Raw genomic sequence first — 23,450 nt, 5'->3', positions numbered from 1 at the left:
ATTATTTTAGGTTAATATTTGTAGATTATAAATTTTCTTTGATAAAGTTAGTCATTTTATTATACAGCTGTACTCTAGTTTTTCCGCCATATATACCATGGTCTTTATCTGGGTATATTTGAGAATCAAACTGTTTGTTTGCCTGAATCAAAGCCTCCATCATTTGCATTGAATTTTGCACGTGAACGTTATCATCAGCCGAACCGTGAATCAATAAAAATTTGCCTTTTAGTTTTTCAACATGGTTTATAGGAGAGTTTTGATCATATCCGCTTGCATTTTCTTGTGGCGTCTGCATATATCTTTCTGTATAAACACTGTCATAGAATCTCCAGTTTGTAACTGGCGCAACAGCGATTGCCATTTTGAAAACATCATTTCCTTGGAAAATACAATTAGAAGCCATAAAGCCTCCATAACTCCATCCCCAGATACCAATTCTTGAAGCATCAACATAAGGATATGAACCAATTACTTTTGCCGCATCGATTTGATCTTCAACTTCGTATTTGCCTAATTGTAGTTGTGTTACTTTTTTGAAATCTGCACCTTTATATCCAGTTCCTCTTCCGTCAACACAAGCCACAATGTAACCTTGTTGTGTAAGCATCATAAACCAATACTCATTAGAACTTCCCCATCCGTTTACAACTTGTTGTGATCCTGGACCAGAATACTGAATCATGAAAACTGGATATTTTTTTGAAGCATCAAAATCTTTTGGCTTCATAATCCATGCGTTCAATTCATTTCCTTTGGCAGTTTTTAAAACAAAAAATTCTTTTGAAGGAAGATTAAATCCTTTTAATTTATCTGCAAGAGCTTGGTTGTTTTCTATAACCTGAATTTCTTTTCCAGATTTTGCTTCGTTCAAAGTATAAATTGTTGGCTGAGAAGCACTAGAATATGTATTAATGAAGAATTGGAAATTCGGACTGAAAGTTGCGGCGTTTGTTCCAATTTTAGTAGTTAAAGCTGTTTTGTTTTTTCCGTCTAATGAAATGCGGTAAACTGCTCTGTTGATAGAACCATTTTCTGTAGATTGGTAGAAAATAGTTTTTGTTTTTTCGTCGAAACCGTAGTAATTAGTAACTTCCCAGTTTCCTTTTGTGACTTGATTCTTAAGTTTTCCGGTTTTATCATAAACATAAATATGATTGAATCCGTCTTTTTCGCTTGTCCAGATAAAACTGTTATCTTTCAAGAAAGTCAAGTTATCTGTAACATCAACGTAAGCCTTGTCTTTTTCATTCAAAACTACTTTAGTCGCGACTGTAGTTCCGTCGATAAACAATAAATCTAAATTATCTTGGTGGCGGTTTAAAACCTGAGCCGATAATACATTATTGTCATTTGTCCATTGCATTCTAGCAATATAGAAATCATTATAATTTCCTAAATCAACTTTTTTAGAAGTCGATCCAGCTACATCAAAAATGTGCAATGAAACTTCTGAATTTTTCTCTCCTGCTTTTGGATATTTGAATGTTTCAATTGTCGGGTATAAATCTTTATGAAAGATTGACATTGAAAACTCTGGAACCTGGCTTTCGTCAAAACGAATATAAGCTAGTTTTTTACTGTCCTTGCTCCAGTCAAATGCCCGCACGAATGCAAATTCTTCTTCATAAACCCAGTCTGTTATACCATTAATAACGGCATTTTTCTTTCCGTCTGTTGTAACTGCAATCGCTTTTTTTGAAGCAACATCGTAGATATAAAGGTTGTTTTGTTTTGCGTAAGCAATTTTTGTTCCATCAGGCGAAAAAGTTGGCTCTTGAATTTGAGAATCAACCAATTTTGTCAAAGTTTTTCCTGCGATATCATAAATGAAATAATCAGCAGTAAAAGAGTGACGGAAAATCTTGTTCGAATTACAAGCGATTAGCATCTTTTTTCAGAAGCATCAAAAGTATAACCATCTATTCCGTCTGCAAGTTCTTTGAAGTTTTTTGTATCAATTAAATTCGAAACTTTCTTTAAAGTTGCAAAATCATACAAATCAACTTGCATGCTTCTGCTTGCCTGATCGACATTTAAAACAGTATATTGATTAGTATTTTTTAAGGATTGCATTTGGTCCATTCCTTTAGCTTTAAATGTACCTCCAAAAATGTTTTCGACAGTTATTTTCTGCTGTCCAAAAACAACCGCAGTTAAAAATAAAAGTACTGCAGTAAATTTACTTGTATTCATTATAATTATTTTAAATATAAAAAGAGCCCAATTTTAGTAAAAAAATAAACATAATACACATTTTAAGTGTTAAATGTTAAAAAAAATAACGATTGCGTACTTTCATGTATGAAATAGATTGCAATCAAAACTCTTAAAATAGTATCTTTGTGCACACAATATTATTTAATACACTGAGAATGAACAACGCTGTTTCCGGATTTTCTAAATTATCCAAAAAAGAAAAAATTAATTGGATCGCCAACGAATATTTTTCTACACCCGAAGAGGCGCTAAATATTATAAGAAATTACTGGAATTCAGACGAGAAGCTTCAACAGCTTCATGATGAATTTATCGAAAATACAATCACCAATTTATATATTCCTCTTGGAGTTGCACCTAATTTTCTGATAAACGGGAAATACAAAACCATTCCAATGGCAATTGAGGAAAGCTCAGTTGTTGTCTGCAGACCTCAAAAGCCGCTAAATTCTGGTCAACACGTGGCGGTTTCAAAACCACGATAATCAATACCGAAAAAATAGGTCAAGTTCATTTTACCTTCAAAGGAAATGCCGAAAAACTTCATACTTTCTTTGACGAAATAAAGCCTAAATTTTTCTCTGAAACACAAAACATCACCAAAAATATGCAACAGCGTGGTGGTGGAATTTTGGATATACATCTAAAAGACAAAAGAAATCTACTTGAAAATTACTTTCAGCTTCATGCTACTTTTGAAACCAAAGACAGCATGGGTGCCAATTTCATCAATTCGTGCTTAGAACAATTTGCTTCAACTTTAAAAGAGGAATTTCAAAATTCGGATTTGTTTTCTGAAGAAGACACGCCGCAAGTAATCATGAGTATTTTATCGAATTATGTACCGCATTGTCTTGTAAGAGCTGAAGTTTCATGTCCGATTGAAGATTTGTCAGAAAAGCATATTACAAACCCGCAGGAATTTGCAGAACGTTTTGTGCAAGCTGTCCAAATTGCCGAAGTAGAGCCATTTAGAGCCGTTACACACAACAAAGGGATTATGAATGGTGTTGATGCCGTTGTCTTAGCAACTGGAAACGACTTTAGAGCGATTGAAGCTGGAGTTCATGCGTACGCATCAAGAAATGGTCAATATTCAAGTTTGTCACATGCAAAAATCGAAAACGGAATTTTTCTTTTTGGATGGAAATTCCTTTGGCTTTAGGAACTGTTGGCGGATTGACTTCATTGCATCCGATGGTGAAATTATGCTTGGAAATCCTTGAAAAACCTTCAGCAACAGAATTGATGGAAATTACTGCCGTAGCCGGATTAGCACAAAATTTTGCCGCATTGCGTTCACTTACAACGACCGGAATTCAAGAAGGACACATGAAAATGCATCTTAATAACATCATTAATCAGTTTGAGGCAACTCATGAAGAGCGCCAATTAATTAAAGCCCATTTCAAAAAAACTGCCGTTTCTCATAGTGCTGTAGTTGAGTTTATCGAGAATTTAAGAAAATAAAACACATATAAATTCCTAAAAATTATAATTCTCAAATAAAATTCCAAATTCCGACGATAAATGGAATTTGGTCCCGATGCTTCGGGATAAAATATTGGAATTTATTTTAAAATTGAAGTATGCCAACAACCTTTTACAGTAACGGGAAATTATTCATTTCTGGAGAATATTTAGTTTTAGACGGTGCAGATGCTTTTGCTTTGCCTACTAAATTTGGACAGAACTTAATTGTTGAAAATGCAAAAGACAAAATCATCGATTGGAAAAGTTATGATTTTGACAAATCGCTTTGGTTTGAAAACACAATTACATTTGATGAAATCATCAACAATGTAAATTCAGAAATCGAAACTGTAAAAACCACATTGATCAACATTCTTCACGAGGCTTATTTATTAAATCCAGAATTTATTAACAATTCAGAAGGATATAAAATCACTACAAACCTTACTTTTCCTAGAAACTGGGGATTGGGCACTTCGTCAACTTTGATCAATAATATTGCGCAATGGACGAAAATCAATGCTTTTACTTTGTTGCGAAATAGTTTTGGCGGAAGCGGTTATGACATTGCATGCGCACAAAACGACACTCCTATTCTGTACAAAATAGAAAACAATGCCGTTGAGCCTGTAACCTTCAATCCTGATTTCACAGAAGATATCTACTTTGTTTACCTGAATAAAAAGCAAAACAGCAAAACTGCTATCCATGCTTACAACAAACACAAGGATCAAAATTTAGCCAAAAGTGTTGCTGAAAACAATAAAATCACCCAAGCAATTCTTCACGCCAAAACATTAAAAGAATTCGCTCATCAAATCCAAAGACATGAAAATCATTTGAGCAATATTCTTGAAATTAGCACCATTAAAGAAAAGGCTTTTCCTGATTTTAATGGTACAATTAAAAGTCTTGGTGCTTGGGGAGGTGATTTTGTAATGGTTATTTCCAAAGAAAACCCAAAAGATTATTTCCTTTCAAAAGGATACCCAACCATTCTTACTTACGAAGAAATGATTTTATAAATCTTAAGAATTTACTTTTTTATCGGCAACAGGTTCAGATTGAAGATGGCGAACCTTCTGATTTTCTATTTCGTTAGATTCAATTAATGTATTATGAAGACGCTCAGCCATTTTTTCAATACTACTATTGATAGAATCATAGACAAGCTCCATTCGACGGTGTTTTTCTTCTTTTACAGCCTTTAAAACATCTTCAACAAATCCTTTATCGTATTTTTCAGCAACAGAGTCGCGAGTATTCGTTAACCTAATTACATAATCATTGCTCAATATGGTAACTTTGAAATGTTGCTCCTCATTGCTTAAGTAGTATTTGCCACCCAATTCATCAACATTGATGTCAGTACTGCTTACTTTCAAAAGCTCAATAATTATCCCATAAATATGATTCTCAATTTTGGAATATACTCTGGGTTTTCTTCTAAAAAGCTTAAATGCAAAAAACATTAATCATCTGATTATTAAAGTACTTATTCATTTTGTCTCACTATTTTTAAATATCGTACGGATAAAATTTATTCTGTTTAAATAAAAATTTTAACAAATTAAATGCAATAATTCTAATAACCCAAATTTTTTAAATTATATTTCTATTATTCCTATATAACTTACAAAAAATAGAGCTATTTGGATTACAAAAAGGCACATTTCATTAGTCTTAAATAAAAAAAACCCGAAACATTACTGTTTCGGGTTTTGTATTTTTGATATTAACTTCTAAAACTAGTAGTTAAATTGTAATCTGTTATCTTCGATTTTAGCATTGCTTTTCAAAGCTGGCAAAACTCTACCTGCGTCAGAAGCGCTTTGAGCTTTCAATTTAGCCACATATTCTGCGTGGTTTGCAATTGCTGGAGCTTTAACTGTGCTTACGTTTTTCACTACATAAACTCCAGTGTTTCCTTCAATTGGAGCAGAAATCTTGTTTGCGGCTAAAGCAAATGCATTTCCAACAACTTTAGGCTCTTGCCCAACTCCACCTGGTAAAACAGGATTTTCCATTGTAACGTTAGTTGCTTGTTGAACTGCTACACCAGCACTCTTAGCTACAGCTTCAATAGTTGAACCAGTCAATTTAGCTTTTAACATTTCAGCTTTTTTCTTATTTTTCAAGATAGACTCAACGTAAGGTCTAGCCAAAGTTACAGATACTAAACCTGATTTGTTTTCGCTTTTGTATTGAGCAATTACGTGCCCAATATTAGCTAATTCAAAACGTTTAACATCACCAATGCTAGTTTCTTTGTCAAATGCCCATCTGATAATGTTACGTTGGTTTCCTAGAGGACCAAACGCTTCATCCATAGCTTTAGCAGTTACCGGAGCGAGCAATTTTTAAGCCCAATTCTTTTGCAGTAGCCGCAAAATCTTTATCAGCCGCTTCCATTTCAAATTTAGTTGCTAATGTAAATACTTTATCAGAAGTAGCTTCAGATGGCTCAATTTTTTGAGCAATTGTAGCTAAACGAATACCGTCTTGCTTGTCAGTAACTTTGATGATATGAAATCCGAATGGAGTTTCAACTAATCCAACTTTACCAATTCCGTTGCTGAATACAAAATCGTTGAATGGTTTTACCATTTGGCCTTGACCAAAATATCCTAAATCACCACCTTGTTGTGCAGATGAATCATCAGAGCTTGTAAAAGCAAGCATCATGAAACTATCTGGGTTAGCTTGAACTTGAGCTAAAATTTCTTCAGCTTTAGCTTTAGCTTCTTCTTTAGTTCTTTTTTCTTTTTGGTTAGGAGTTTGAGATCCTTCGTAACCAATCAAGATATGACTAGCTTTTGCGTTAACACCAGCTTTAAATCCTAAAGATTTAGAGATAGCATAATATTTTCCATAAACGTATGGTCCGTAGATTGCTCCAGCAGGCAAGCTGAATAATTTGTCAGCATCAACAGCTGGCAAAGCATTTTTAGGAACATAAGTTGAATCGTAAGGAACATCAGAATTTGAGTTTACAAATTCAGCGATGTTTGTAGCATTTTTAAATCCTGGCAAAGTATCGTTTTTACCAGTTTTAGCATTGTACACAACACTTCCGCTCAATAATCCTGTGATTTTAGCTTTAATTTCAGCTTCATCTTCTTTTGAAGCTTTGTCTTCAACTAAAACATATTGAATTTCACGAGTTTCATCAGCTTTGAATTTCTTCTCGTTTTTCTTCATATATTCTACGATCTCATCATCAGAGATTTTCACTTCGCTATCTTTAATAGAAGAATATAAAGTCACAAAGATAACTAAAGTTTACTTTGTTTGCTTCCATTTCATATTTCAACTTTCCTTCACTAGCAGTTGTGTAAAGTCCAGATTTGATTAATGTATTGTAGATTTGGAATTTTGCATTCAACTCAGCATCTTTTTCTTTTTGAGAAATGTATTGAGTCGCTTCAGGATTAGTTTTGAAGTATTCTTTGAATTTTACAACATCAAAAATTCCTGCTCGCGTTTAAAAACATTGGATTTTTACCAATATTTGGATCTGCTTTTAAAACTTCAATCAAATGTTTTTCACCTACTCTTAATCCTAATTTCTCAAATTGAGCAGATAATAATGCGATTGAAACCTCTTGATCCCAAACTCTGTTTGCGCCTTCAGTGGAAGTAATTCCTTGACCACTTTTTTCAACATTGCTAACTTTAACTCTAAAGTCTTCAAATGAAATATCTTTTCCGTCGATGCTTCCCACATCTTTTGAACTTTGACTAAATGTCCCTCTTGTAAATAGATCTTGTATTATAAATGCTAATAATGCAAGTGCAATAACTCCTATCAATAAAGCGGAACGCTGTCTAATTTTTGCTAAAACTGCCATTTTTATTATCGTTAATTTTATATTCAGTTTGCGAAAATACAATTATCTAGTTAATAACAATACAACTAGCGTTTTATTTTGCACAATTTTTTTAATTATTGAAAAAATCAGTCTTTTAAGGACATTTTCACCAATTCAATTTTCTTATTTGTCGCCTCTTCGATCACAAAATGGTAGTTATCGATTACAATTTCGTCTCCTTTTTGCGGAATTTTCTTAGTAGAGTTGACTATAAAACCTCCTAATGTACCATACGAATCTTCTTCTGGAATTTCTAATTTGTAGGTTTCATTTAAGTATTCCACATCCAATCGGGCAGAAAACAAGTACTTTCCTTCCCCCAACTCCTGTTCAATCAGCTCTTCATCAAGATCGTGCTCGTCTTCAATTTCACCAAAAAGTTCTTCGACAATATCTTCTATTGTAATAATTCCAGATGTTCCTCCGTATTCATCAAGAACAACTGCAACATTTTTTCTTTTTTTATTAGAAGATTCAAAGCGTCTTTTATCAAAATGGTTTCCGGAACAAATTCAACTGTCATTAAAACGGATTTGATTGTGGACGGTTTTTTGAACAAATCAAAAGAATGCACATAACCTACAATATCATCAAGCGAATTTTGACTAACAATTATTTTTGAATAACCTGTTTCTATAAAAAGCGCTTTTAGTTCCGAAACACTGTCAAACAAATCAATATCAACTATTTCTGTGCGTGGCGTCATAATATCTCGCGCTTTTACACCCGAAAATTCTAACGCATTTTGAAAAATCTGAATTTCAGAATCTACTTCTTCATCATCTTCAACCGCATTCATTTGCTCTGTTATATAATTTCCTAATTCGACCTTGCTAAAGTATAATTGTACCTGATCGCCTTCGGTCTTAAAAAATTTCTTTAAAACAAAGTCTGAAATCCAAATGAAAAAAGTTGAAATATAGTAGAAAAGCTTATAAAAAAGATAAGCTGGAAAAGCAAAAAACTTGACTAATGAATTGGCATAGATTTGAAAGAAAACTTTCGGAAGAAATTCTGCTGTTATTAAAACAATGAAAGTCGAAAGCGCAGTTTGAATCAACAAACTTGTCAAATCAGAAAATTGAAATCCAAAACTCAGGATACATTCAAGAATCAAATCCCCCATGTAAAAACCATAAATAACTAATGCTACATTATTGCCAATAAGCATTGCGGCAATAAATTTTGATGGATTTTGAGTAAGCCTTGTTAGGATTTTTGATAAAAAATTATCTTGTTTTTTCTCAATTTCAAGATAAATTTTATTGGAGGAAATAAACGCGATTTCCATTCCTGAAAAAAAGCAGATAGTATTAAACACAATATTATAATACTAATCTCCATTTTTATTGTTTTTTGTTACGATCGTCAAATTTCTTGACAAATTTTCTTCTGAAGAAAAACATAAATACAGCCATTCCAGCAATTACAAAACTTAAAGCATAAGACTCATTGCCTTCATTCAATTTTGTAACTCCGTCATATATAAAGTAAACTGCAAATGCAATATAAACGTATTGTGTGTATTTTAAATAACCCATAATTTTTATTCGTTTGATTCAATTTCACCACTTATACGCTGTGAATTGATCATTTTAAAATCTTTACTAAAATCTATTCCCTGACCTGTCGATACTCCTTTAGCATCTGTAAGCTTAAATTTTCGCTCGGTATAAAACCATTCATTTTTTTGATCGAAATAAAGCTGTTCGGTCTCCAACATTTGTCCCGTTTCCGAAGTTATTTTTACATTCCCTTGAAGATCAATAATTCCGGTTTCTTTATATGAAATTGCGTAATTTGATTTAATAAAAGTACGTTTTTGTTTTTTGTCATATAAAGTTACATCAATTCCTTTTGGAAAATCTGTAAAAGGAAATTCCAGATTAGAATAATCCAGCATTTTTGGACTAATCAAAACACCTGTTATACGTCCGGAATCGGTGTATTTTATATTTACCGTATCAGCATCGCTTCCTGGAACAAATTCTGCAAAATTACTTCTTTGCACATCCTTAAAATTACTTTCGCATCAAAAAACAGTGTCACAGCAAAAACTGTGACAACGGCTATAGTATATCTTTTTGGTAAATTCATTTGCCAAAAGTAGTAAATTGTAGTGAGCTTATAAAAATATAACTAACGTATTACTCAATTTTACGCTGTCTGAACCATTTATCGTTGAAAGAGAAACTTGCGCTAAAGTTCAAGTAATTCTCTTGGATCAAACCTGCAGAAGTTGTACCTCTTTTTCCAAATTCAATTCCAACGTTTACGTTTGAAAAAGAACCTGTAATAGGAAAACCAGCTCCTAAAGTCATTCCAACATCATTTATTTCTTGATTATTGATTACCAATCCTGTTTTTTCATATTTCAAACCAGCTCTATAAGTAACTCTGCTGAAATAACTTGTAAATGAAGTATAATTAGGAATATAATAACCTCCAAGTGCATATTTTGAATATTTCTCATATCGAACATCATCGCTTGAATTATAATAATTCTCATATTGTCCGCTGTTTTGAAAAGCAAGTGTTGTTCCAACAAGCCATTTTCTCGGAATACCAACTCCCGCTCCAAGTGTCAATTTGCTTCCAAGTTTTATTTTTGCCTCAACTGGATCAGCAATAATTGGATTTGGATCTGTATCTACCTCAATAGTTCTTACATTACTCGCTTTTAATGCACTAGCAAATGTGTAGTTCAAACTTGTAAACAACATCATTTTTTTATCAATCTTGGTTTGATACATTGTTCCAAGATTAAAATTAGCACCAGACAAATCAGATTCATTTGTTTCTCTAGTTGCATTTTGGACGCCTGTAATCGCCTCAACACTTGATGTGTTTATCGATCCAAAATTATACTGTACATCTGCTCCAATGTTCCAATTTGGTCTGATTTTATAACCTAAACCAAAAAACACTTTATTAACACCACCTTTTCCTTGAAACTGATTGCTGGTTGCTCCTTCTGTAGCAGTATTATCATTGATGATTTTATATCCAACAGAAGATAATGGAACCAAACCAAAAGCCGCTCCAAACTTCCCCATCGGAATTCCTACTGCCAAATAATCAAAAGTTGCTCTTTGCGCTTTTTCTGAATGGTCAGAGTTTTTTAATGTAGCTGTACCAAAACTTCCACCCACTGTAAATGTAGTTTGTCTTAAACTAGCATAACTTGAAGGGTTATCAACATTCAAGTGAATACTATCCTGCTCTATTGAAACCCCAGCCATAGATCTGTTTTCTAGAGTACCTTTGAATCTTGCATCTCCAATTCCGTAGAAAGAATATGGTGAAGCTGTACCTTGCTGAGCAAATGAAACGAACGAGATAAGTAAACAAGCACTTATTATAATTTTTTTAATCATTGTCGATTTTATATTGAAATGTTTGGCTCAAACTTTCTAAAAGGAAATTTGAATTGGCAAATATGGTATTTTTTAATCGTTTAGCCAAAAATTCTGCATCACCTCCCGTTAAAATTATTATAAAATTTGAAAACGTTGCTCGATATTCATCGATAAAACCGTCGATCTCATAGACGAACCCATTGACAACTCCCGAATGAATGGCTTCTTGAGTCGAGTTTCCTACATAATTTTGTGGTTCCTCAAAAGTCAGTAAAGGCAGTTTAGCAGTGAATTGATGCAAAGATTCATATCGCAATCTAAGTCCAGGCGAGATTGCTCCGCCCAAATAATTGTCATTTTCGTCGATAAAATCGTAGGTAATGCAAGTTCCGGCGTCGATTACTAATCTGTTTTTTTGGAAACTGCAGCGTTGCGCCAGCGACCAAAATCATTCGGTCTATTCCTAGCGTTTTTGGGGTTGCATATTTATTATGAAAAGGAAAAATGTCTTCATGTGTAAAAAAATGAACATTCAGTTGATTTTCGAAAGCCAAAAAAGATTGTTTTTCGACATTTCCGACAGAAGCAACAACCAAATCTGAGCAATTTGGAAATTTTTCTAAAATTTCTTTAATTTTTTTTCGAGATCGTTTTTCTCAAAAATAAAATTTTCCAACATATTATCTCTCTCAAATACAGCCGCTTTAATTCGTGTATTTCCAACATCAACAGTTAAAATCATACCTATTTTTTTACCATTGCGAAGATACGAATTGATTTTTTTAAAAAATGTTTTGGATAAACGAAAAATGATTCTATCTTTGCACCCGCATTGAGCACAAGACGGTACCTTAGCTCAGATGGTAGAGCAATGGACTGAAAATCCATGTGTCCCTGGTTCGATCCCTGGAGGTACCACCAAAACCCGAATAGCAATATTCGGGTTTTTTGTTTTTAAAATATTCTTTTTAAATGCATTACTTATATATTCTATATTCTAAGTCATCACAAAAATTTTATATTGGAGAAACTCACAATATAGACGAACGCATTTTAAAACATCAAAATCATTCTTATTCAAATTCTTTTACCAAAATTGCCAATGATTGGGAAGTAGTTTTAACTTTTATCTGCAATAATAAAGAGGAAGCCCTGTATCTCGAAAATTTCATCAAAAGAATGAAAAGTAAGGTTTTCAACAATAAAATAATTGCAGACCCATCAATTCTCAAAGAAATCTTATCCAAAAGAAAATCATAATGTCTCCCTGGTTCTCCCGAAGCCTCGGGACTGGAGGTACCACGAAACCCGAATAGCAATATTCGGGTTTTTTGTTTTTATGATTTAACCGCAAAGAGCGCTAAGATTTACGCAAAGGTTCGCAAAGTTCAAAAATAAAACTTTGAAACCTTTGCGTTTTTTTTGTTTTGTACACTTTTCGGTAAACCTTTTCAAGTACTTTATAAACTATATACTACTAAAAACACAAAAGTCAATAATTAAATATTTTTTGTTAAAAAAGTATTAAGTGAATAACAAAATATCTTATATATTCGTAAAACTATATTTTTAGCATTTAATAATTATTAAGTACACAAAACAGTTTTATGAGCAAAACTTCTACTAAAGGTATTTGGAAAGTTATTTCGGCGTCCTCAATGGGCACCATGATTGAATGGTACGATTTTTATATTTTTGGAAGTTTAGCTGTTGTCATTTCAACAAAATTTTTCCCAAGTGATAATCCGGTCATGCAGCATTTTTATCGACTTTGGCAACATTTGCCGCAGGGTTTGTAGTAAGACCTTTTGGCGCTTTATTTTTGGAAGGCTTGGCGATATTATTGGCCGTAAATACACTTTTATGGCAACTTTACTACTAATGGGAGGCTCAACTTTTTTGATAGGCTGTATTCCGAGTTATGAAACTATTGGTTTTGTCGCTCCTTTATTAGTATTGATTCTGCGCTTGCTTCAAGGACTTGCATTAGGCGGAGAATATGGAGGTGCCGCGACTTATGTAGCCGAACATGCGCCGGTTGGACAAAAAGGATACTGGACCTCTTGGATTCAGACAACTGCGACTGTAGGCTTATTTATTTCACTAATGGTTATTCTGGCCACAAAAAGTGTGCTTTCTGCAGAAGCTTTTGATACTTGGGGATGGCGTGTTCCATTTTGGGTTTCGATTGTAATGGTAGGCGTTTCGTATTTAATTCGAAAAAATATGGACGAATCGCCAGTTTTTGCAAAAGCCAAGAAAGAAGGAACAACAAGTGCGAATCCGCTAAAGGAAAGTTTTGGAAATCGATATAATCTGAAATTTGTTCTATTGGCACTTTTTGGTGCTACAATGGGACAAGGCGTGATTTGGTACACAGGGCAATTCTACGCCATGAGTTTCATGAAAACTGTAATGAATATTGACTCTTCACAAGTTGATGCACTTTTGGGAATTGCACTATTAATAGGAACACCGTTTTTCATTTTCTTTGGATGGCTTAGCGACAAAGTTGGCAGAAAATATATTATGATGCTTGGAATGTTTCTGGCAATTTTCTTTTACAGGCCTATCTATAGAGCGATGTACGAAACGACAGATGTAAAATACAAGACAGAAATTACTGAAAAAACAACTCAAACTACTGAATTAACTAAAAATAATGACACTTTAATCACTATTTCTAAAACCTATACAGACGGAACTACGTACGTAGAAAAGAAAACTGTTTTTGCCGATAAAAGAGAAGCTCAAAGCAGTTTTATTATTAAGATAAATTCAGAAAACGAATGGTCTTTAATTTTTTGGGTTTTCATTCAGGTTTTATTTGTCACTATGGTTTATGGACCAATTGCGAGCATTTTTAGTGGAGATGTTTCCAACTAAAATCAGATATACTTCAATGTCGCTTCCTTACCATGTTGGGAATGGAATTTTTGGAGGATTGCTCGCCTGCCGTTTCAACCTATTTTGTGTTACATGCTAAAGCCAATAAAAAACCGGAATTTTATCTTGACGGGCTTTGGTACCCGATTATTATTGCCTCGATATGCTTTATAATTGGAATGGTTTACATTGACAATAAAAATAAAATAAATCACCTTTAATACCTACATATATATGAACACAGTTAAGCAAATTTTAGGTGTTTTATGGATTATAGTTTCCATTGCCGCCGCTTATTTCTGCGTGTTTGAATTTGGCTTGCCAAAATTTTTATCAGACCAGCAGGATGATACCGTATTTGGAATTATAACCCTATTCATTCTAACCCCATTAATCGTTTTAGGCTTGGGAACTTTTGGCTATTTTTCTTTGATTGGAGAGTACAACGAGAAAAAATAACCAAAATAACTTAAACAAGAAAAGGGACTGTCTCAAAAGGATAGTCCCTTTTTGATTTTTGGGTAAGTCTGACTTTTACCCTATTTATTTTAATATAGCCTATGGTTTCAACCACAGGGATATACTGTTTTCTGATTGTGTCCCGTGGTTGAAACCACGGAATATGCCTATGCATCGTTGCATTTGTAACGAAATATTAAAAAAGGCTGTCTATTTCTAGACAGCCCTTTTACACTACTAAAAAACCAAAATTTAAATACCTATTAAAATTTTAAACCTAAAAGTATTGGTATACTTTTTTGCCTAAATTTTAAGATCACGTATTTATTTTTTTATAAACTTCATGACTTGAATTTGACCGTTCTCATCATGTGTTTTTACTACATATAATCCCGTTTTTAGATCGCTTACATTATATTGGAAATCAACATTTCCATTTGAAGCAAAACTTTTTACTAACTGGCCAGTTATTGAATAAATCTGAACTTTAGAAGCTACAGCATTTAAAGTAAAATAATTTGATACCGGGTTTGGATACAATTTTACTGTACTTGTTTGGTCAAAATCCGGAATAGCTAAATTGGCCGTTTTATTTCCGTAAATTCTGTATTCGCCAGGAGCTAAATTAATTGTCGCATTAACATCTGTAACATTCATCGATGAATTATCCATTAAATTGTACCATGTTCCAGCATATTGAAAACCTGTAGCAACGTTTTGTGGAGTTACATCAAAATTGGCCAAAATCAAGACATCTTTTAATTGTGTCGCCGCCAAATTGCTGTTTGTAATTTTAATATTTACCGTCAGTGTATTTGCGCTTGCCATTGTTGCTGTTCCCAAAAATACAGGTTCAGTCACTTTCATATTGATCATTTTTGCCCAATCATAATAGATTTTATTACGATTTGTATCGCCCAACCAGTTTTCTGCCCATTGAGGCTGTGGTTTTGTATCTAATTTACAATCTCCAGAAATCGTTGCCGAGTTGTCATTAACAGTTCCGTCGTTGCATGTATAAATTGAGTCATCCCAACCTAATTCACCAAAATGCCAAATCATTTTCGGACCAGGAATCAAAAGTGAAACCGCTCCAATTGCAGACATTCTCGACAAAGCTGTATTTAAGTTTTTCACATTATAAGTTCCAGATGTATTTCCGTACTGCACATTTTTATACATCAAACGTTCCTCATCATGACTTTCAGCATAACCCATCAAACGATTTGCTGTAAAACCACGGCTAGAGCTCATCATTCTTGAAATATTGCTACTTGATGAATATCCCATTGACAATTGATTATATTGATCTGTCATTTTCCCCCACATCATAACTCCTTTGCTTGGTGTTTCAGCAACGCGGTAATTTGCCCATTGCTGTTCTTCAGAATCAGAACCTAAATGTTCAAAAATCGTATAATGTGTTGGATCAAGGCTCCAAGAATAATCTGCGTATTTTTTCAAAATATCAACCCTATCTTGCTGATAGGCATTGGTACAAGACTCATCTGAAGCTGTACACGCTTGTGTAAATCCTTTTGTCAAATCCCAACGAAAACCATCGATTTTGTATTCTTGGATCCATTGCTTCACCACTCGTTCTACATAATATTGTGTTCTTGCTGACTGATGATTAAAATCTTCACCTACACTATAAGTATGTTTAGCAACAGTATTGAAATATGGATTCTCTGAAGTTGGCGATCCAAAACCGTCTCCGTCAGGATCGTTCATCCACATTCTTACCATTGGATTTCTTCCGAAAGCGTGGTTCAACGCAACATCAAGAATTACAGCGATTCCGTTTTGATGACACAAATCAATAAACTCTTTTAATTTATCTGATGTACCATAATATTTGTCCAAAGCCATATGGAATGAGGTGTTATAACCCCAACTTTCATTGCCTTCAAACTCCATTACTGGCATTAATTCGATAGCATTAATTTTAAGTGTTTTAAAATAATCTATTCTGTCAATCAGAGTCTGATAATTTCTTTTAGCATCAAAATCACGAACTAAAAGTTCATAAACCACTAATTTGTCTTTTTCCGGCTTGGCGAAGTTAGTTACTTGCCAATTATATGGAGTTTGTCCCGTTTTTAAAACCGTAACTTCAAAATTTTGTCCTGTTGGATAAGCTGGCAAATTTGGATAAGAGGCCGCAGGAATTCCTGAGTCATCATAAGGAGATAAAACCAAAGTTGAGTATGGATCTGCCGTTTTTACCAAAGCCGGAGAATTTGCCAAAGGTGTACTCTCACCAACCCAATATTGATACGTATTATTTGCACCCGAAACTAACCCTGTCAATTCCAACCAAAATTTTCCAGAAGAAGGATCTTTTTTCATAGCATAAGCCGTTGTTGGTCGCCAATTATTGAAACTTCCCGCTACGTAAACAAAATCTTTTAAAGGCGCATCTAAAACTAGAGTTGCTTTTGTTGCATCTGCAGTATTATAATTTATCCCATCAACTAAACCTGCCGGCATAGCTTCTGAAACTGTATTTGGATTTACAACAACCGAAAACTTTTTAGAAATTGTTACAGCTCCCTGAACCGCAACTAATTCATAACTCTGATTGCTTGTAAGATTATTTGCTGTATACGAATAACTTGCTGTACTTGCATTAGCATCAATTGTAGTTCCGTTTACCTTTAGCGTATAGCTTGCTACTCCATTTGTATTTGTAGCCGCAATATTAAAATTAGAACCTGACGCTAATATTGTAGTACTGTTTTCTGCAGGAGAAGTCAAGGTTACTTGAAAAGAACCAACTTCAACCAAAATATCTTGTGATTTTTTGTCTCCAGTTCCATTTTTGGCTTTAATTAAAAAACCAATTTTTCCAATTCCTGTAGTATTGTAATAAGTTGTTGGAGTAATAGTTTTGGTATAAGTATCGGTTCCGGCATTGTAAGTAAATTTACTTTCCTCGCTTGAAGATTCCCATGTACCATTGTTTGGTGTTCCTTTTTGAGTTGTGTCATTTGTATCAAATGCCCAAGCCCACATATATAAAGCATTTCCAGTAACGCCCCATGTACTTTCGTTTATACTGCTTCCATTTATAGTAATGGTAATAGAAGTAGTCTCCTCAAAAGTAGATGGACTTACTGAATAAGTCGCAGTTTGCTGTTGTCCAAATGAAATTGCCGACAACAAAAAGAAAAATAATAGTAAAGTTTTTTTCATAATTAATATGGTTATTAAAAAAGGCTATCCGTAGATAGCCTCTTTTTAGGTTTCAACTTATTATTGTTTTACCATAGTATAAGTGTAATTTCTTGGATTACTTAAGTCTAAAGTGATCAAATATTTTCCAGCAGATGTACCGATATTAGTTCCTCCTTCTTCTAGAGTACCATTTGCACCAGTATCTCCAAAGTTAAGATCCCAGTTTCCGTTTGCTCTAAATTTCAATCCATTATCTGGAGCAGACTGAGCAGTTAAAGTTACAGTAACTGTCCATTTTTTAGTAGCAGGATCGTATGTCATTGGAGTATCAGTATCCCATCCACCTGGAGTTGCATTACCAATAATTCCCCAAGTTGTTTTCAATGTAGCGATTGATAATTTTGTAGGATCAGTATCAGCTTTAATTCTGTAATATCCTGGAGTAGTGATTCCAAGGTTTTTAGCTCCTCCATCAGAACTTAATGTACCAGCTGTAGCGCCAGCACCATAATTTGTACCTCCCCAACCTGCTTCAGTAGATAATTTGTATCCTTTTCCATCTTGTGTTGGATCTTGTGCAGTTGCAAAATATACGTAACCTTCAAAAGCAGTTTTTCCGTATCCTTCAGCTAATAATATTGGAGCAGAAGAATGTGTCCAATCTGAACCGTAACCACTTGTACTTTGGTATCCACCAGGAACCCATAATTTTGGAGTTTCAGTAGTATAAGGAGTCACAACAATTCCAACAACATTTGAATACATAACATTTGTACTCACAGTAGATTTTACTCTTACTTCAAAATCACCAGCAACAAATGGAGTTGCGGCTAAAGCCAAAGCCGCAGTGTTTAATTTGCTAACTGAAACTGAAACTTGATTTTGAGATTTTACAGTTCCTAATTCTTTAGGAGTTTTGAAACTGTTTCCTTTTTTATCCATTTCAACTGCATAAGTGATTTCAACATCTCCACCATAATTTGCAGAATTCCATGTGAAACGCTCTGCTTGAGCATCAGTCGCTTCTGGTTTTAAAACATATGCCGCACCACTTTGAGGAGCAGTTAAAACTGGAGAATCAACTCCTTCGATAACAGGTCTATCTTGTACATCTTCAACGTCGCATGATATTGCAACTAGCGCTAATAAAGCGATTAATGATTTTGTTATATTTTTCATTTGTGGTATTTTTAATTCGTTAGTCAGTTAGTTTAGTATCCAGGATTTTGTTTTAAATTTTGATTTGCTCCTAAAGCTCCAGCAGGAATTGGGAATAAATCTCTGTAAGATTGTGTAGAAGTACCTCCAGCCACATTTCCTTTCCATGGCCATAAGTATGAACCTCCTGTGAATTTTCCGAAACGGATCAAATCTGTTCTTCTGTGTCCTTCCCAGTAAAGTTCTCTTCCTCTTTCATCTAAGATAAAATTCAAGTTAAGATCAGTTTGAGTAATAATATTTGCTTTTGCTCTTGTTCTTAAAGCATTTACATAAGTCGTTGCAGTTGCCAAGCTTCCGCCTGCACCTCTAACAACGCACTCAGCATACATTAAGTAAGCATCTGCAAGTCTGAAGATTGGAAAATCAGTATCTGCAAAGTTTCCTGCCTTATCTGATCCTTGAACACCATTAACATCAACATTTTTAAATTTCATAATTGCATATCCATCTGTAAAATTACCAATGTTTGCAATTTCTTTAGATTGTCCATTTGTATAGAACTGAGAACGAGTATCTGTAGTAACCGCTGGGAACTTGTCAACAAAAGCCGAAGTTGTTCTGATACCTCCCCAACCTCCGTTGATACCGTATTCAGATGCTACCATGCTTCCACCAACTGGAGCGTGAACTAAGAATGTTGTCCCTCCGTAAGTCTGCGTGTGGATTCCGTCAAAACCAATTGCAAAAATAAATTCTTTCTGCGCACCGTTTTTGTCGTTATCAGCTAAGAATAACTGGTTGTAGTTATTATGTAGCGTATAACCAGAATTGATTACTTTATCAATTAAAGGAAGTGCTTCAGCATAATGATCTGTACCAATATATACTTTAGCATTCATGTACAATTTAGCATGCAACATCCAAGCGATGACCTGATCAACACGGTAAGCTTCGTTCGTTTTTGGTGTTTTCAAAAGCGGCTCAATAGCTGTAAGTTCCTCATCAATAAACTTGTAAATCTCAGCTCTTGAAGCATACGCTGGATAGTAGAATGTTGTTGGAGAATCTTCGGTTACGATTGATCCTGCTCCAAAAGTATCTACTAAATGCCAGTATGTTATTGCACGTAAAAAACGAGCTTCTGCACGAAATGCTTTAATATCAGCCAATAATGCCGCATCTGTTATTCCTCTTGAAGCTAATTTTGCATCTGTTGTTTGTCTTAAAAACTCATTACAGTTTACAATTTGGAAAGAAAAACGTGCAAATGTTGCCGCAATAAATGAATCTGCAGATGACCATGTTTGAGAATGAAAATCTTTAATTGTTCCGTCATTCCAAGCAATAACAGCTTCATCAGTTGTTAATTCTTGCATCATCCAAAATCCTCTGATGTATTGACTTGTTCCCTCGTCAATTCCAGAAATATCAGGACTTCCTGCAGGTCCTTGCTGACCAGTTGTAGCAAATCCTGCGTATAATTTTGATAAATTTTGTTTGTAAGATGCTGGATCTTTAAAAAGCTCATCGGCACTAACAGAATCTCCATTATCCGGTGATTGGTTTAAATCGTCTGTACATGATGAAACTAGCATCGTCATCATAAACAAAGAAATACCTAATAATTTTATTTGTATCTTTTTCATTATTCTTGTTATTTGAATTAGAAGTTAGCGTTTAGTCCTAACATGAAAGTAATTGGTCTTGGGTAGATATTATTATCAATACCATTAGAAATCTCAGGATTTAAACCTTCATATTTCGTAATTGTCAAAACATTTTGTGCCGACCCAGTTAATTTTAACATTGAAATACCTTTGATTTTTTCTTTAAAAGTATATCCAACTGTAACGTTATCCAATTTCACAAAAGAAGCATCCTGCACATAGTAATCAGATTTTAACTGGAAATTACTTCCTTGTTTGAATCCTGTTTCTAAAAGATTTTCAACACCATTTGATAAATCATTTTGTCTGATTAAGATGTTATTATATGTACCATTACCAGAATCTACGTTATTGTACATATAGTTACCCCAAGAACCTCTCCAGTTCATAGAGAAATCCCAGTTTTTGTAATTCAAAGTTGTATAAAATCCATAAAAAACATCAGTCGCTGGTTTATGGAAACGATACATATCGTCTTCATTTACTACTCCATCTTTATTACGGTCAATAAAAACACCATCAATTGGTTTTCCAGCCGCATCATAAGCCTGTTCAAATACATAGAATGAATTTGGAGCATAACCTACCTGATTGTTCTGAATTTTATTTCCTGTTCCTCCTGATATATTGTCTCCCGCTTCTAATCCAGGCGTATTATCTTGAGTTGTTGTTAATTTTGTGATTTTTGAATTCTGGAATGTAATATTTCCACCAATTCTCCATTCTAAATTATCTTTTTGAACCGCAACTACTTCACCAGATAACTCAATACCTTTGTTTTTAAGACTACCAACATTGTAATTGTCATAATTAGAAAATCCGAAGAAAGCAGGATTTTGAGTATACAATAACAAGTCATCTGTAGTTCTTTCATAAACATCTGCTGTACCTGTAAATCTATTATTGAAAAGAGCAAAATCCAATCCAACGTTAATTGTAGTTGTTTCTTCCCATTTCAGGTTGCTGTTATAAGGTTGTGGTCTGTAAGTGGTATAGAACGTATTTCCAATTTGATACTGAGTCGCTGTATTTGAAGCTAAATACAATGGAATAGATGGATAAGCACTTCCGATATTTTGCTGACCTGTGATACCCCATCCTCCTCTTAATTTTAAAGAGTTGATACTTGCAACATCTTTCAAGAAACTCTCCTCATTTAATTTCCATGCAACAGAAACTGCTGGGAAATTTGACCAACGATATTGTTCTGTAAATCTAGAAGTACCATCACGTCTTAAAGATACAGTTGCTAAATACTTATCTGCTACTGTAAAATTAGCTCTACCAAAGAATGACTGTAAGTTAATATGTGTTGGAGTAAATAACTCTACAGTATTTACGTCATTTTCAAAATTATAGTTTGATTTGTTTTTTTCTTCTCTAAAATCTTGATAAGTATAACCACCTGTTACATCGATCTGAGTTTTAATATCTTCGAACAATTTGTTATAGTTCAAATACAAGTCCATTAACTTGTTATTTCTCTTCTCTATATTTACATAAGAGTTATTGTATCCAGAACCTTTAAGTCCAAATAAATAATCTCCATTAGTTCCACCGAAACCTCTACCGCTCATTTGATCGTAACCTAAATTAACCGTAGCTTTTAATTCTGGCAAAAAGTGCATTTTATAGTCCAATTGGATATTTCCAATACTTCTATTAAAGGTACCTAAATTATTTTGTTGGTTAATCAATGCCAATGGATTTTTACCCGCTAACTGATTAAACTCTGTTGGAGATGTCATCCATTGGAAATAAGTTCCGTCAGCATTTTTTACAGACTGAGTTGGATCAAAACCTACAGCCGCTCCAACTGCTCCTGTATTACTATAGTTACTGTTAATTACAGATGTATTGTTGTTTACTTGAACTTTTAAGTGTTTATCAAAAAAGTCTCCAGTTAACGAAACTCCTAAAGTTGTTCTTTCGAAGTTATCACGTAATAATACACCATTCAAGTTTGTATATCCTACAGATGCTCTATAAGCAATGTTATCAGATCCACCACTTGCAGAGATATTTTGATCTGTCCCCATAGCAGTTCTGTAAATTTCATCTTGCCAGTTGGTATTAGCTTGTCCCATTGCGAGCAATTTGAGAAGCACTTCCATGAGCATTTACAAAGTCTCTAAATTGTCCGCTTGATAAAGCATCAACTTGTTGCGTTACTTCTGAAACCTGAAAATTTCCATTGTAGCTAACTTTGATATCTCCAGATTTACCTTTTTTAGTTGTAATAATAATTACACCATTAGAAGCTCGTGAACCGTAAATAGCAGTTGCCGAAGCATCTTTTAAAACTGTCATTGACTCAATATCATTTTGGTTGATTGTAGACAATGGGTTTCTTCCTCCTTCAACTCCTCCGTTTGCAACAGGAATACCATCAATTACATATAATGGGTCGTTGTTTGCACTAAGAGAAGATCCACTACGGATTCTTACGATTGGATCAGCTCCTGGAGAACCACCTCCGTTAATAATTTGCAAACCTGCTACTCTACCTTGAATCATTTGATCTGCAGAGGTTACCGGTCCTTTATTAAAATCTTTTGCACCTAAAACCGTTACAGCTCCTGTAGCATCTTTTTCTTAACAGTACCGTAACCTACTTGTACAACAACCTCTTTAAGTTGGTTGGTATCTTCTTCCAGAATGACGTTTACTGTTTTTTGTCCAGAAAAAGTAACAGTACTGCTTACATATCCAATAAATGATACGACAATTTTATCGCCATTTTTTAAATTTGGCAATTGAAATTTCCCATCAAAATCTGTAGAAGTACCTGCTTTCGAGCCTTGTACATTTACATTTACTCCCGGAATCGGTCGCCCAGTTGCCTTATCGACAACAGTTCCATTCAATGTGCTTTGAGCTAACACAGTAAACGGCGACAGTAGGAATAAAAATAACAACTTTTTGTAAATTGTTTTCATACTTTTTGTTTAAATTAGTTTGAGTTTGTGATTGTTAGTTAAGTTTTTAATTTTACTTCGAATTTCAAAATTATGAATTTATTAACACGAACAACCGGTGGCAATTTTTATTGGTTTACGAAAACGTGGTAGTGTTGAAAACTTTCTATTTTTTGTAATCTTTTAAGTCAAAAATTACCAATACTAAAAATATTAACCATCTTTATTATCAATTAGATTTTTTTCAAAAAACGC

At 34.0% G+C, this 23,450-nt stretch carries 15 protein-coding genes, 1 tRNA gene and 7 pseudogenes; 6 read left to right on the top strand and 17 right to left on the bottom strand.

Translation table 11 applies throughout. The features are described from left to right. Positions 1 to 25 precede the first annotated feature (25 nt). Positions 26 to 2,196 (bottom strand): annotated as a pseudogene (locus tag ACQ9BO_RS04900) (S9 family peptidase). 179 nt (positions 2,197 to 2,375) lie between these two features. Between ACQ9BO_RS04900 and ACQ9BO_RS04895 the strand changes: the two are divergent. Together ACQ9BO_RS04895 and ACQ9BO_RS04890 are read left to right on the top strand one after the other, a co-directional pair. Then, positions 2,376 to 3,690, top strand: a pseudogene (locus tag ACQ9BO_RS04895) (hydroxymethylglutaryl-CoA reductase, degradative). A 119-nt stretch (positions 3,691 to 3,809) separates the two neighbouring features. Continuing rightward, positions 3,810 to 4,718 carry a GYDIA family GHMP kinase gene (locus tag ACQ9BO_RS04890; RefSeq protein WP_431243849.1) on the top strand — a complete coding sequence of 303 codons (909 nt, stop codon included), beginning with the start codon at positions 3,810 to 3,812 and terminating at the stop codon, positions 4,716 to 4,718. A 3-nt stretch (positions 4,719 to 4,721) separates the two neighbouring features. On the opposite strand, the gene ACQ9BO_RS04885 is transcribed toward ACQ9BO_RS04890, so the two are convergent. The 9 genes and pseudogenes from ACQ9BO_RS04885 to ACQ9BO_RS04845 all read right to left on the bottom strand — a co-directional run bounded on the left by ACQ9BO_RS04885 (position 4,722) and on the right by ACQ9BO_RS04845 (position 11,666). Continuing rightward, positions 4,722 to 5,165: a hypothetical protein gene (locus tag ACQ9BO_RS04885; protein WP_431243848.1), complete on the bottom strand. Its 444-nt coding sequence runs from the start codon at positions 5,163 to 5,165 to the stop codon at positions 4,722 to 4,724. A gap of 276 nt (positions 5,166 to 5,441) precedes the next feature. Then, the gene (locus ACQ9BO_RS04880) at positions 5,442 to 6,050 is read right to left on the bottom strand and encodes a hypothetical protein (protein ID WP_431243847.1); all 609 of its coding nucleotides are present in this window, start codon (positions 6,048 to 6,050) and stop codon (positions 5,442 to 5,444) included. Next, on the bottom strand, positions 6,028 to 6,960 hold the full coding sequence (locus ACQ9BO_RS04875; protein ID WP_431243846.1) for a peptidylprolyl isomerase: 933 nt from the start codon (positions 6,958 to 6,960) through the stop codon (positions 6,028 to 6,030). The genes ACQ9BO_RS04880 and ACQ9BO_RS04875 overlap by 23 nt, the downstream gene beginning before the upstream one ends. A 197-nt stretch (positions 6,961 to 7,157) precedes the next feature. Continuing rightward, positions 7,158 to 7,544 carry a SurA N-terminal domain-containing protein gene (locus tag ACQ9BO_RS04870; RefSeq protein WP_431243845.1) on the bottom strand — a complete coding sequence of 129 codons (387 nt, stop codon included), beginning with the start codon at positions 7,542 to 7,544 and terminating at the stop codon, positions 7,158 to 7,160. A 107-nt stretch (positions 7,545 to 7,651) separates the two neighbouring features. After that, a pseudogene (locus ACQ9BO_RS04865) lies at positions 7,652 to 8,909 on the bottom strand (hemolysin family protein). 2 nt (positions 8,910 to 8,911) lie between these two features. Further along, positions 8,912 to 9,106, bottom strand: coding sequence for a hypothetical protein (locus ACQ9BO_RS04860; RefSeq protein WP_320569692.1), 195 nt, complete (start codon positions 9,104 to 9,106; stop codon positions 8,912 to 8,914). 5 nt (positions 9,107 to 9,111) lie between these two features. Continuing rightward, positions 9,112 to 9,662 (bottom strand): annotated as a pseudogene (gene lptC / locus ACQ9BO_RS04855) (LPS export ABC transporter periplasmic protein LptC). 50 nt (positions 9,663 to 9,712) lie between these two features. After that, positions 9,713 to 10,942, bottom strand: a complete 1,230-nt coding sequence (locus tag ACQ9BO_RS04850; RefSeq protein WP_431243844.1) for a hypothetical protein — start codon at positions 10,940 to 10,942, stop codon at positions 9,713 to 9,715. Further along, positions 10,935 to 11,666: pseudogene (locus tag ACQ9BO_RS04845) on the bottom strand (type III pantothenate kinase). The gene ACQ9BO_RS04850 and the pseudogene ACQ9BO_RS04845 overlap by 8 nt, the downstream one beginning before the upstream one ends. Before the next feature lie 103 nt (positions 11,667 to 11,769). Between ACQ9BO_RS04845 and ACQ9BO_RS04840 the strand changes: the two are divergent. From ACQ9BO_RS04840 to ACQ9BO_RS04825, 4 genes and pseudogenes are all read left to right on the top strand, one after another. Then, positions 11,770 to 11,845 (top strand) — tRNA-Phe (locus tag ACQ9BO_RS04840). Positions 11,846 to 11,896: 51 nt separating this feature from the next. Further along, entirely contained in the window at positions 11,897 to 12,184 is a 288-nt protein-coding gene (locus ACQ9BO_RS04835) for a GIY-YIG nuclease family protein (RefSeq protein WP_431243843.1), read from the top strand. Between the two features lie 347 nt (positions 12,185 to 12,531). Then, positions 12,532 to 14,031 (top strand): annotated as a pseudogene (locus tag ACQ9BO_RS04830) (MFS transporter). Between the two features lie 13 nt (positions 14,032 to 14,044). After that, positions 14,045 to 14,269 (top strand): DUF6814 family protein, encoded by a 225-nt coding sequence (locus ACQ9BO_RS04825; protein WP_132990644.1) that lies wholly within the window; start codon positions 14,045 to 14,047, stop codon positions 14,267 to 14,269. Positions 14,270 to 14,593: 324 nt separating this feature from the next. Here ACQ9BO_RS04825 and ACQ9BO_RS04820 read toward each other — a convergent pair whose 3' ends face one another. The 7 genes and pseudogenes from ACQ9BO_RS04820 to ACQ9BO_RS04790 all read right to left on the bottom strand — a co-directional run bounded on the left by ACQ9BO_RS04820 (position 14,594) and on the right by ACQ9BO_RS04790 (position 23,216). Then, on the bottom strand, positions 14,594 to 17,467 hold the full coding sequence (locus tag ACQ9BO_RS04820) for an alpha-amylase family glycosyl hydrolase (protein WP_431243842.1): 2,874 nt from the start codon (positions 17,465 to 17,467) through the stop codon (positions 14,594 to 14,596). Between the two features lie 60 nt (positions 17,468 to 17,527). Beyond that, entirely contained in the window at positions 17,528 to 18,628 is a 1,101-nt protein-coding gene (locus ACQ9BO_RS04815; RefSeq protein ID WP_431243841.1) for a SusE domain-containing protein, read from the bottom strand. A 32-nt stretch (positions 18,629 to 18,660) separates the two neighbouring features. Further along, on the bottom strand, positions 18,661 to 20,256 hold the full coding sequence (locus ACQ9BO_RS04810; RefSeq protein ID WP_431243840.1) for a RagB/SusD family nutrient uptake outer membrane protein: 1,596 nt from the start codon (positions 20,254 to 20,256) through the stop codon (positions 18,661 to 18,663). Positions 20,257 to 20,273: 17 nt separating this feature from the next. After that, the gene (locus tag ACQ9BO_RS04805) at positions 20,274 to 22,364 is read right to left on the bottom strand and encodes a SusC/RagA family TonB-linked outer membrane protein (RefSeq protein ID WP_431245071.1); all 2,091 of its coding nucleotides are present in this window, start codon (positions 22,362 to 22,364) and stop codon (positions 20,274 to 20,276) included. Next, positions 22,351 to 22,587 (bottom strand): hypothetical protein, encoded by a 237-nt coding sequence (locus tag ACQ9BO_RS04800; RefSeq protein WP_431245070.1) that lies wholly within the window; start codon positions 22,585 to 22,587, stop codon positions 22,351 to 22,353. Before ACQ9BO_RS04800 ends, ACQ9BO_RS04805 begins: the two co-directional genes overlap by 14 nt. Beyond that, positions 22,585 to 22,809: pseudogene (locus tag ACQ9BO_RS04795) on the bottom strand (TonB-dependent receptor plug domain-containing protein); the annotation flags it as partial. The pseudogene ACQ9BO_RS04795 and the gene ACQ9BO_RS04800, both read right to left, overlap by 3 nt. A 38-nt stretch (positions 22,810 to 22,847) precedes the next feature. Next, the gene (locus tag ACQ9BO_RS04790) at positions 22,848 to 23,216 is read right to left on the bottom strand and encodes a carboxypeptidase-like regulatory domain-containing protein (protein ID WP_431243839.1); all 369 of its coding nucleotides are present in this window, start codon (positions 23,214 to 23,216) and stop codon (positions 22,848 to 22,850) included. Positions 23,217 to 23,450 lie beyond the last annotated feature (234 nt).

Origin of the sequence: Flavobacterium sp. P21, assembly GCF_050632225.1 — a bacterium.
In the GTDB taxonomy this organism is placed as follows: Bacteria; Bacteroidota; Bacteroidia; order Flavobacteriales; family Flavobacteriaceae; genus Flavobacterium.
Note: the sequence above shows the minus strand (reverse complement) of the source record. Positions and strands in the feature narration are given on the sequence as shown.

Coding starts and splice junctions, on each gene's coding strand:
- ACQ9BO_RS04890 (WP_431243849.1), top strand. CDS start 3,810: ATGCCAACAACCTTTTACAGTAACGGGAAATTATTCATTTCTGGAGAA.
- ACQ9BO_RS04885 (WP_431243848.1), bottom strand. CDS start 5,165: ATGTTTTTTGCATTTAAGCTTTTTAGAAGAAAACCCAGAGTATATTCC.
- ACQ9BO_RS04870 (WP_431243845.1), bottom strand. CDS start 7,544: ATGGCAGTTTTAGCAAAAATTAGACAGCGTTCCGCTTTATTGATAGGA.
- ACQ9BO_RS04860 (WP_320569692.1), bottom strand. CDS start 9,106: ATGGGTTATTTAAAATACACACAATACGTTTATATTGCATTTGCAGTT.
- ACQ9BO_RS04850 (WP_431243844.1), bottom strand. CDS start 10,942: ATGATTAAAAAAATTATAATAAGTGCTTGTTTACTTATCTCGTTCGTT.
- ACQ9BO_RS04835 (WP_431243843.1), top strand. CDS start 11,897: ATGCATTACTTATATATTCTATATTCTAAGTCATCACAAAAATTTTAT.
- ACQ9BO_RS04825 (WP_132990644.1), top strand. CDS start 14,045: ATGAACACAGTTAAGCAAATTTTAGGTGTTTTATGGATTATAGTTTCC.
- ACQ9BO_RS04820 (WP_431243842.1), bottom strand. CDS start 17,467: ATGAAAAAAACTTTACTATTATTTTTCTTTTTGTTGTCGGCAATTTCA.
- ACQ9BO_RS04815 (WP_431243841.1), bottom strand. CDS start 18,628: ATGAAAAATATAACAAAATCATTAATCGCTTTATTAGCGCTAGTTGCA.
- ACQ9BO_RS04810 (WP_431243840.1), bottom strand. CDS start 20,256: ATGAAAAAGATACAAATAAAATTATTAGGTATTTCTTTGTTTATGATG.
- ACQ9BO_RS04805 (WP_431245071.1), bottom strand. CDS start 22,364: ATGGGACAAGCTAATACCAACTGGCAAGATGAAATTTACAGAACTGCT.
- ACQ9BO_RS04800 (WP_431245070.1), bottom strand. CDS start 22,587: ATGACAGTTTTAAAAGATGCTTCGGCAACTGCTATTTACGGTTCACGA.
- ACQ9BO_RS04790 (WP_431243839.1), bottom strand. CDS start 23,216: ATGAAAACAATTTACAAAAAGTTGTTATTTTTATTCCTACTGTCGCCG.